Below are 10515 nucleotides of genomic sequence, written 5' to 3'. Positions count from 1 at the left end.
ACTGCAGGGGGGACCCTGTGGGAGAGTAGGACGCCGCCGAACAATCATTCACAGAGAACCCCCACCCGGATCCCGGGTGGGGGTTCTTTGCGTTTTCCGGAGACTTCCCGCAGAGGGCGGTGCGACCAGGGAGGGCAGACGGACGATACCTCCTCGGCGGCGTGCGGCGTGCGGCGTGCGGCGTGCGGCGTGCGGCGTGCGGCGTGCGGTGTGGGAGTGGCGGTGCGGTGGCCGGAAGCGCGCTTCGGGGTGCTCGGAGGGCCTCCTCCACCGTCAATATGCCGCTAAAACTCCCTGATCAGCGCCCCGATCGGTGGAGAATCACCTGCTACGCCGTAGTCTCCAAGGGAGGGGAACAGGTGTCCGGGGTGGTCCCCCGGGCCGGCCGGATCAAGAATGGTGCACATGGGACGCGGCAGGCTGCGGATCTACCTCGGGGCGGCTCCCGGGGTCGGCAAGACGTACGCCATGCTCGCCGAGGCACACCGGCGGCTGGAGCGCGGTACCGACGTGGTCGTCGGCTTCGTCGAGGACCACGGGCGCCGGCACACCGCGGGCCTGGTCACCGGCCTGGAGACCGTGCCGCGCCGGGAGATGGCCCACCGGGGCGCGTCGTTCACCGAGATGGACCTGGACGCGGTGCTGGCCCGTCGGCCGCAGGCGGTGCTGGTGGACGAGCTCGCGCACACCAACGTCCCCGGCTGCCGCAACGCCAAGCGGTGGCAGGACGTCGAGGAGCTGCTCGCGGCGGGCGTCGACGTCGTCTCGACCGTGAACATCCAGCACCTGGAGTCGCTGGGTGACGTGGTCGAGGGCATCACCGGGGTCCGGCAGCGCGAGACCGTGCCGGACGAGGTGGTGCGGCGGGCCGACCAGATCGAGCTGGTCGACATGGACCCGCAGGCGCTGCGCCGCCGCCTCGCGCACGGCAACGTGTACGCGCCGGAGAAGATCGACGCCGCCCTCGCCAACTACTTCCGCCCGGGGAACCTGACCGCGCTGCGCGAGCTGGCACTGCTATGGACGGCCGACCGGGTCGACGAGTACCTGCAGAAGTACCGGGCCGAGCAGGGAATCAAGGGCACCTGGCAGGCCCGGGAGCGGATCGTGGTCGGCCTGACCGGCGGCCCCGAGGGCGCGACGCTGATCCGCCGGGCCGCCCGGATCGCCGCCCGCGGCTCCGGCGGCGAGCTCCTGGCCGTCCACATCTCCCGCTCGGACGGCCTGGCCGGCCCGGGGTCGGGCTCCTCGCAGGCGCTGATCGAGCAGCGGGCGCTGGTGGAAAGCCTCGGCGGCTCCTTCCACGCCGTCCTCGGCGACGACCCGGCCGCCGGGCTGCTGGACTTCGCGCGTGGCGTCAACGCCACCCAGATCGTGCTGGGCACCAGCCGCCGGCCCGCCTGGCAGTACATCTATGGCCCGGGCGTCGGCACGACCGTGACCAGGGCGTCCGGCGACATCGACGTGCACATCGTGACCCATGAGCAGGCCGCCCGGGGGCTGGGCCGGATCCCGATCCGCAAGGTCACCGACCTCGGCCGGACGCGCGCCGTCGCGGGCTGGCTGATCGGCCTGGCCGGGCCGCCGCTGCTGGCCCTGCTGCTCACCCACGTGGAGGGCCTCGGGCTCTCCACCGACATGCTGCTCTTCCTGTCGCTGACGGTCTGCGCGGCGCTGGTCGGCGGGCTGTTCCCGGCGATCGCGTCCGCGCTGGTCGGCTCCTCGGCGCTGAACTACTACTTCGCGCCGCCGATCCACACCTTCACCATCGACGAGCCGCAGAACATCATGGCGGTGGCGATATTCACCGCCGTCGGCATCGCGGTCGCCTCCGTGGTGGACCTCGCGGCACGGCGCACCCACCAGGCCGCGCGCAGCCAGACCGAGGCCCAGACGCTCAGCGCCCTGGCCGGCACCGTGCTGCGCGGCGCGCCGGGCGGCGACGGCGTGCTGACCGCGCTGCTGGAGCAGGTCCGGGAGACCTTCCAGCAGGACTCGGCCGTGCTGCTGGAGCGGCCCGACCCGCTCGGCCCCTGGCACCCCGTCGCGGTGGCGGGCCCGCACCCGCCGGAGCGGCCGGAGACCGCCGATGTGGACGTCCCGGTCGGCGACACCCTGGCGCTGGCGCTGCGCGGCCGGGTGCTGCCCGCCGAGGACCGCCGCCTGCTCGGCGCCTTCGCCGCGCAGGCCGCCGTCCTGCTGGAGCGCCGCCGGCTGGCCGGGGAGGCCGCCGCGGCCCGCCGCGAGGCCGAGGGCAACCGGATCCGCACCGCCCTGCTCGCCGCCGTCTCGCACGACCTGCGCACCCCGCTGGCCGGTATCAAGGCCTCCGTCACCTCGCTGCGCTCGGCGGACGTCGAGTGGGACGAGGCGGACGAGGCCGAGCTGCTGGCCGGTATCGAGGCCGGCGCCGACCGGCTCGACCACCTGATCAACAACCTGCTCGACATGAGCCGGCTGCAGACCGGCACCGTCACCCCGCTGATCCAGGAGACCGACCTGGACGAGGTGGTGCCGTTCGCGCTCGGCGGGGTGCCGCCGGAGGCCGTCCGGCTGGACGTCCCGGAGACCTTGCCGATGATCCGGGCCGACGGCGGGCTGCTGGAGCGCTCACTGGCCAACCTGGTCGAGAACGCCGTCAAGTACAGCCCGGCCGGGGTGAAGGTGCTGGTCAAGGCGGACGCGCTGGTCCCGGTGGGTGGTCCTGGCCGGGTCGAGCTGCGGATCGTCGACCGTGGGCCGGGCGTGCCCGAGGATGCCAAGGAGCGGATCTTCGCGCCGTTCCAGCGGTACGGGGACGCGCCGCGCGGCGCCGGTGTGGGCCTCGGGCTCGCCGTGGCGCGCGGCTTCGTCGAGGCGATGGACGGCACCGTGACCGCCGAGGACACCCCCGGGGGCGGCCTCACCATGGTCGTCACCCTGCCCGCCGCCGATCGCCCGCCCGAGCCGGCACCGCCGCCGCCGGAACCCACGGACCGCCCCTCCCACGTATGACCACCTCTCTTCCGACAGCTGTGAAAGGCGGAGCCCGCATGACCCGGGTCCTCGTCGTGGACGACGAACCACAGATCGTCCGCGCGCTGGTGATCAACCTCAAGGCCCGTAAGTACGAGGTCGACGCGGCCCACGACGGCGCGAGCGCGCTGGAGCTGGCCGCCGCCCGCCACCCCGACGTGGTCGTCCTGGACCTGGGCCTGCCCGACATGGACGGCGTCGAAGTGATCAAGGGTCTGCGCGGCTGGACCAGGGTGCCGATCATCGTGCTCTCCGCCCGGCACGCCTCCGACGAGAAGGTCGAGGCGCTCGACGCCGGCGCCGACGACTACGTCACCAAGCCGTTCGGCATGGACGAGCTGCTCGCCCGGATGCGCGCCGCCGTCCGTCGTGCCGAGCCGGTGGCCGGCGAGGACGACTCCCTGGTGGTCACCGAGAGCTTCACCGTCGACCTCGCCGCGAAGAAGGTCAACCGGGACGGCACCGACGTCCGCCTCACCCCGACCGAGTGGCACCTGCTGGAGGTGCTGGTCCGCAACGCCGGGCGGCTGGTCAGCCAGACCCAGCTGCTTCAGGAGGTCTGGGGCCCCGCCTACCGCACCGAGACCAACTACCTGCGGGTCTACCTGGCCCAGCTGCGCCGCAAGCTGGAGCGCGACCCCTCGCACCCGCGCCACTTCATCACCGAGCCGGGCATGGGCTACCGCTTCGAGAGCTGAGCCGAGCTGAGCCGAGCCGAGCCGAGCCGAGCTGCCCGGGGCGGGCGGCGAGCCGGTTCCGCTACCCCGGTGACCTCGTGACCTGCCACAGCCGGGCCCGATACCGGTAGCCTTTCCGACATGAGTGGTGACATCAGCAGCGACCAGCCGCAGGGCCGCTTCCGCCGTATGCTCAGCCGGCTGACCTCCTCCCAGGAGGAGCTGCAGGCGGAGGAGCTGCGCCAGGAGAGTGCGGCGGAGTCGGGCTGCACTCCGATCGCCAGCTGCGGGGACCGTGAACTGGTCACCGTCGCGGGCACCCTGCGCACCGTGACGCTCCGCCCCCGGGCCGGCGTGCCCGCGTTGGAGGCCGAGCTCTTCGACGGCACCGAGGCACTGGACGTGGTCTGGCTCGGCCGCCGCTCCATCGTGGGCATAGAGCCCGGCCGCCGGCTCGTCGCCAGCGGCCGGATCGGCCACGCACGCGGGCGCCGCGTGCTGTTCAACCCCCGCTACGAGCTGCGTCCGGTTGGACACGGGAGCGAATGAGAGTGAGCAATCAGCCCGGCGGCGAGACCGCCGCCCAGCTCGACCTGGCCGAGCCCGGCCCGGCCGGGAGCGACCGGGACAGTGCCGAGGCCGAGGCGGCCCGGCAGGCGGCCGCCTCCAAGGAGGCCGCCGACACCGTGATGCAGGCCTTCGGCGGCGTGCGCGGCATGGTCGACATGACGCTGCCCGGCCTGGTCTTCATCGTCACCTACAACATCACCCACCAGGTCCCGGCGGCGGCCTGGGCCGCGCTCGGCCTGAGCGCCCTGTTCGTGGTGGCGCGCCTGGCCAAGCGGGAGACCGTCCAGCACGCCTTCAGCGGCGTGTTCGGGGTCGCCATCGGTGCCTGGATCTCGATGAAGACCGGCAAGGCGGAGAACTTCTACCTGCCGGGCCTGCTCTGGAACGTCGGCTACTGCATCGGCCTGGCCGTCTCGGCGCTGGTCCGCTGGCCGCTGATCGGCGTCATGCTCGGCCCGGTCACCGGCGAGATGTTCACCTGGCGCAAGGAGAACCCGGGCCGGCTGGCCGCCTACACCAAGGCCACCTGGGCCTGGGTGTTGATCATGGGCATCAAGCCGCTGATCCTGTTCCCGCTGTACTTCACGCACAACGTCAACCTGCTCGGCTGGCTCAAGGTCGCCCTCGGCATCCCGCCGATGCTGCTGGCGATGTACGTCACCTGGCAGATCCTGCTGAAGGCGCCGCCGCCGATCAAGGCGCAGCTGGACGAGGAGCCCGGCGACTAGGACGCCCGCCAGGACGCGCCCGCCCGGACGGCGACCAGGACGGCAGAGGGCCCGCACTCGAACCGAGTGCGGGCCCTCTCACGTTCCGCCCCTGCTACTGGGCGCCGGAGGACGCCGAGAGGAGGTTCTCCAGCTCCTCCTCGCGCTCCTGCGCGGCCACGAAGAGCAGCTCGTCGCCGCCCTCCAGGGTGTCGTCCTTGCCCGGGGTGAGCACCCGGCCCTCGCGGATGATGGTCACCAGCGAGGTGTCCGGCGGCCACGGCACGTCGCCGACCCGGGTGCCGACCAGTTCGGTGTCGGAGGCCAGGGTCAGCTCGACCAGGTTGGCGTTGCCCTGGCTGAAGCGCATCAGCCGGACGAGGTCGCCGACGCTGACCGCCTCCTCGACCAGGGCGGACATCAGGCGCGGGGTGGAGACGGCGACGTCCACGCCCCAGGACTCGTTGAAGAGCCACTCGTTCTTCGGGTTGTTCACGCGGGCGACCACCCGCGGCACCCCGTACTCGGTCTTCGCGAGGAGCGAGACGACCAGGTTGACCTTGTCGTCACCCGTCGCGGCGATCACCACGTGGCAGCGCTGCAGCGCTGCCTCGTCCAGCGAGGTGATCTCGCAGGCGTCGGCCAGCAGCCACTCCGCCATGGGGACCCGCTCCACCGAGATGGAGTTCGGGTTCTTGTCGATCAGCAGGACCTCGTGGCCGTTCTCCAGCAGCTCGCCCGCGATCGAGCGGCCGACGGCACCGGCTCCGGCAATGGCGACCCGCATCAGTGACCCTCCTCGTCCGGCCCCTGCGCGAACGCGGCCTCGACCGCCGTCAGGTCGGCCCGGCGCAGCATCACGTGCACCAGGTCGCCCTCCTGCAGCACCATCTGGGACGTGGGCAGCACGCCCTCGCCGAGCCGGGTGACGAACGCCACCCGGGTGCCGGAGGCCTCCTCCAGCGCGCTGACCCGGTGGCCGATCCAGCGCGGGTCGTACGCGACCTCGGCGAGCTGGACGGTGCCGCTCGGGTCCTGCCAGAGCGGCTCGGCGCCGCTCGGCAGCAGCCGGCGCAGCATCTGGTCGGCCGTCCAGCGGACGGTGGCCACGGTCGGGATGCCCAGACGCTGGTAGACCTCGGCGCGGCGGGGGTCGTAGATCCGGGCCGCGACGTTCTCCACGCCGAAGTTCTCCCGGGCCACCCGGGCCGCGATGATGTTGGAGTTGTCACCGCTGGAGACGGCGGCGAACGCGCCGGCCTCCTCGATGCCCGCCTCCTTCAGGGTGTCCTGGTCGAAGCCGACACCCGTGACCCGGCGCCCGTTGAATCCGGCGCCCAGGCGGCGGAAGGCCGTCGGGTCCTGGTCGACGACGGCGACCGAGTGGCCCTGTTTCTCCAGTGCTCTGGCGAGGGCGGAGCCCACGCGGCCGCAGCCCATGATGACGATGTGCACCGGCGCTACCTCACCCGTCCCGTTGGGTTCTTGACCTGCGCAAACACCGTTCGTCATCCTTCCCCGCCCCGCCGTCCGGGGCGAGCGATCTCGTGGTCGCGCGGCTCGACAACCTGAGTGTTGCCCGCCTGCTCGTATCCGACACGCTAGCCGGTCCACCGAACACAGTCGCGACGAAGGGGGGGACGTAAGTCGGACCGCACGTCGAACAGCCCCTACGATTCCTTAACGTGCCTATGCCGACTGACCTTCCGAAACGCATCCTGATCGGGCGTGCGCTACGCAGCGACAAGCTCGGGGAAACGCTGCTCCCCAAGCGCATCGCGCTGCCCGTCTTCGCCTCGGACGCGCTCTCCTCGGTCGCGTACGCGCCCGAGGAGATCCTGCTGACGCTCTCCCTGGCGGGCGCCTCGGCCATTCACTTCTCATGGCAGATCGGCGTCGTCGTCGCCATCGTGATGCTCGCCGTGGTGGCCTCGTACCGGCAGAACGTGCACGCGTACCCGAGCGGCGGTGGCGACTACGAGGTCGCCACCGTCAACCACGGCGCCAACTCCGGCCTGGTGGTCGCCAGCGCGCTGATGGTCGACTACATCCTCACCGTGGCCGTCTCCACCACCTCCGGGGTGGCCAACGTGGTCTCCGCGGTGCCCGCGCTGCGCGGCCACGAGCTGACCCTCTCGGTGGTCGTGGTCATCGTGCTGATGGGCATGAACCTGCGCGGGGTCCGCGAGTCCGGCAGCGCCTTCGCCGTCCCGACGTACGCCTTCATGGTCGGCGTGCTCGGCATGGTCGTGTACGGCGTGGTCCGCCACTTCGGCCTCGGCCAGGACATTTCCGCCGAGAGCTCCGGCTTCCACCTCCAGGCCACCCCCGGCAACGAGTCGCTGGCCGGCTTCGCGATGGTGTTCCTGCTGCTGAAGGCGTTCTCCTCGGGCTGTGCCGCGCTCACCGGCGTCGAGGCGATCTCCAACGGTGTGCCGGCCTTCCGCAAGCCGAAGAGCAAGAACGCGGCGACCACGCTGCTGATGATGGCGTCCATCGCCGTGGTGATGTTCATGGGCATCATCTGGCTGGCCCGCCTCACCGGCGTCCAGATGGCCGAGAACCCCGTCGAGCAGCTCGGCGGCGCCCCCGGCGACTACCACCAGAAGACCGCGCTCGCCCAGATCAGCGAGGCCGTCTTCTCCAACTTCACGCCCGGCTTCTACTTCGTCGCCGCCGTGACCGGCCTGATCCTGGTGCTGGCCGCCAACACCGCCTTCAACGGCTTCCCGGTGCTCGGCTCGATCCTCGCCCAGGACCGCTACCTGCCGCGCCAGCTGCACACCCGCGGCGACCGGCTGGCCTTCTCCAACGGCATCATCCTGCTGGCGCTGGCCGCGATCCTGTTCATCATCGCCTTCGACGCCGACCCCACCCGGCTGATCCAGCTCTACATCGTCGGCGTCTTCGTCTCGTTCAACATGAGCCAGTCCGGCATGATCCGGCACTGGACCAGGCTGCTGCGCACCGAGACCGACCCGGCCAAGCGCCGCCACATGCAGCGCAGCCGGGCGATCAACACCTTCGGCCTGGTGATGACCATGGCCGTGCTGATCGTCGTCCTCGCCACCAAGATCAGCCACGCCTGGATCGCGATCGCCACGATGGTCGTGCTGTTCGTGATGATGAAGGCGATCCGCCGCCACTACGACCGGGTCTCCGACGAGCTGGTCGCCGCCGAGGAGCCGGACGACGTGGTGCTGCCCACCCGGGTGCACGCCATCGTGCTGGTCTCCAAGCTGCACAAGCCCGCCCTGCGCGCCCTCGCGTACGCACGGCTCGCCCGCGCCCACACGCTGGAGGCCGTCACCGTCAACGTCGACCCGGCGGACACCGCGGCACTGCGCCAGGAGTGGGACGAGCGCGGCATCGAGGTGCCGCTCAAGGTGCTGGACTCGCCGTTCCGCGAGATCACCGGGCCGGTGCTGGACTACGTCAAGAACCTGCGCCGCAGCAGCCCGCGCGACGTCGTCTCGGTGTACATCCCGGAGTACGTGGTCGGTCACTGGTACGAGCACCTGCTGCACAACCAGAGCGCGCTGCGCCTCAAGGGGCGGCTGCTGTTCAAGCCCGGGGTCATGGTGACCTCGGTACCGTGGCAGCTGGAGTCCTCCGAGCGGCGCAGGCCGCAGAAGGCCTGGTCGGCGCCGGGTGCCGTCCGGCGTGGCGAGCCTCGGGCGCCGAAGGCCGTAAAGTCGAAGGTCTCCGGTACGCCGGACGGTACGACCGCCGCCTCCGCTGACAGCAGCAAGGACTCCTCCCAGTGACCCGCAACACCCCGTCCCGCTCCCACGGCTCGTCCGGTTCGTCCGGCAAGGGCTCAGCCAAGGGCGCCCGCAAGGGCGGCGCCGGCAAGCCCGGGCAGGTCGCCCGGCCGCGCTGGGGCAAGCCCGTCCGCCCGGCCGCCACCGACCGCGACGGCTTCACCGCGCAGACGGCGCCGCTCGCGCCGGCGGAGCGCGCCCCGGAGCCGGAGCGCGCCGAGCGGCCGGCCGCCGCTGCCGCGCCGCGCCAGGAGAAGGCCAAGGAGAAGCCCAAGGGCGGGGACCGTCCGCGCAAGCAGGCCGTCCGCCCGCCGAAGGCGCTGCGCACCACCCGCGCCCCGCGCGCCGAGGCGGCCCCCCGGGGCCCCGGCGGCGACCCGCTGGTCGGCGAGCGGTACGAGGTCGAGGTCGGCCCGGTCGCGCACGGCGGCGGGCACTGCGTGGCCCGGCACGAGGGCCGGGTGCTGTTCGTCCGGCACGCGCTGCCCGGCGAGAAGGTCGTCGTTCAGGTCACCGACGGCACCACCAAGTCGCGCTTCCTGCGCGCCGACGCCGTGGAGATCCTGGAGCCCGCCAAGGACCGGATCGCCCCGCCCTGCCCGTTCGCCGGGCCCGGCAAGTGCGGCGGCTGCGACTGGCAGCACGTCACCCCCGGCGGGCAGCGCAAGCTCAAGGTGCAGGTGCTCACCGAGCAGCTGGCCAAGCTGGCCGGCCTCACCCCGGCCGAGGCCGGCTGGGACGGCAGCGTCGAGCCGGTCGGCGGCAAGCTCCCGGCCGGGCAGGTGCCGGCCTGGCGCACCCGGGTGCAGTACGCGGTCGACCAGGAGACCGGCAAGGTCGGCCTGCGCAAGCACCGCTCGCACGAGATCCAGCCGATCGACCGCTGCCTGATCGCGGCCGAGGGCGTCACGGAGCTGGGCATCGAAGCCCGCGACTGGCCCGGCGTCGCCACCGTCGAGGTGATCGCCGCCGCCGGCTCCTCCGACCGCCAGGTGGTGCTCACCCCGGTGCCGGGCGCGCAGCTGCCGCTGGTCGAGCTCGACAAGCCGGTGTCGATCGCCCGGATCGACGAGCACGACAACATCCACAAGGTCCACGGCCGCTCCTTCGTGCGCGAGCGCGCGGCCGGCCGGACGTGGCGGGTCAGCAACGGCGGCTTCTGGCAGATCCACCCCGAGGCCCCGGACACCCTGGTCGACGCCGTCCTGGACGGCCTGGACCCGCAGTGGGGCGAGAGCGCGCTCGACCTGTACTGCGGTGTCGGCCTCTTCGCCGGCGCGCTGGCCGACCGGGTCGGCGAGGACGGCGCGGTGCTCGGCATCGAGTCCTCCAAGCAGGCCGTGGTCGACGCCCGGCACAACCTGGCCGTGCTGGACAACGTGCGGATCGAGTGCGACCGGGTCGAGACGCTGCTGCCGCGCACCGGCATCACCTCCACCGACGTGATCGTCCTCGACCCGCCGCGTGCCGGCGCCGGCCGCGAGACCGTGGCCCACCTGGCGGGCCTCTCGGCCCGGCGGATCGCCTACGTCGCCTGTGACCCGGCCGCCCTGGCCCGTGACCTCGCGTTCTTCCGCGAGGGCGGGTACCGGCCGGTCTCGCTGCGGGCCTTCGACCTGTTCCCGATGACCCACCACTTCGAGTGCGTGGCGATCCTGGAGCCGGTCGGCGAGTAGCCGGACGGGCGCGACGACAGCTGAACGGCAGGGAGGGGGGGGGGGGGGGGGGGGGGGGGGGGGGGGGGGGGGGGGGGGGGGGTTGTTGTGTTTGTTGTGGGTTTTT

The 10515-nt window shown here is 72.3% G+C and carries 8 protein-coding genes; 6 read left to right on the top strand and 2 right to left on the bottom strand.

Going from position 1 to position 10515, the window contains the following annotated elements:
* Window positions 1-405: 405 nt before the first annotated feature.
* The 4 genes from ACZ6NC_RS41425 (at window position 406) to ACZ6NC_RS41410 (ending at window position 4990) form a co-directional block, all read left to right on the top strand.
* A complete protein-coding gene (locus ACZ6NC_RS41425) occupies window positions 406-2994 on the top strand; it encodes an ATP-binding protein (RefSeq protein WP_465739068.1) in 2589 nt (862 codons plus the stop codon).
* Window positions 2995-3032: 38 nt separating this feature from the next.
* Window positions 3033-3713 (top strand): response regulator, encoded by a 681-nt coding sequence (locus tag ACZ6NC_RS41420; RefSeq protein WP_465554777.1) that lies wholly within the window; start codon window positions 3033-3035, stop codon window positions 3711-3713.
* 120 nt (window positions 3714-3833) lie between these two features.
* A complete protein-coding gene (locus ACZ6NC_RS41415) occupies window positions 3834-4241 on the top strand; it encodes an OB-fold nucleic acid binding domain-containing protein (protein WP_396323127.1) in 408 nt (135 codons plus the stop codon).
* A 2-nt stretch (window positions 4242-4243) separates the two neighbouring features.
* On the top strand, window positions 4244-4990 hold the full coding sequence (locus ACZ6NC_RS41410; protein ID WP_465739067.1) for a DUF3159 domain-containing protein: 747 nt from the start codon (window positions 4244-4246) through the stop codon (window positions 4988-4990).
* A gap of 94 nt (window positions 4991-5084) precedes the next feature.
* Here ACZ6NC_RS41410 and ACZ6NC_RS41405 read toward each other — a convergent pair whose 3' ends face one another.
* Entirely contained in the window at window positions 5085-5756 is a 672-nt protein-coding gene (locus ACZ6NC_RS41405) for a potassium channel family protein (RefSeq protein ID WP_396323129.1), read from the bottom strand.
* Entirely contained in the window at window positions 5756-6424 is a 669-nt protein-coding gene (locus ACZ6NC_RS41400) for a potassium channel family protein (protein ID WP_465739066.1), read from the bottom strand. The genes ACZ6NC_RS41405 and ACZ6NC_RS41400 overlap by 1 nt, the downstream gene beginning before the upstream one ends.
* Before the next feature lie 230 nt (window positions 6425-6654).
* Here ACZ6NC_RS41400 and ACZ6NC_RS41395 point away from each other — a divergent pair, with 230 nt between their 5' ends.
* Together ACZ6NC_RS41395 and ACZ6NC_RS41390 are read left to right on the top strand one after the other, a co-directional pair.
* Entirely contained in the window at window positions 6655-8736 is a 2082-nt protein-coding gene (locus ACZ6NC_RS41395) for an APC family permease (protein ID WP_465739065.1), read from the top strand.
* Between the two features lie 317 nt (window positions 8737-9053).
* A complete protein-coding gene (locus tag ACZ6NC_RS41390) occupies window positions 9054-10409 on the top strand; it encodes a class I SAM-dependent RNA methyltransferase (RefSeq protein ID WP_465739069.1) in 1356 nt (451 codons plus the stop codon).
* Window positions 10410-10515: the final 106 nt, after the last annotated feature.

The sequence above is a fragment of the Kitasatospora sp. NPDC041988 genome (assembly GCF_055588525.1).
Note: the sequence above shows the minus strand (reverse complement) of the source record. Positions and strands in the feature narration are given on the sequence as shown.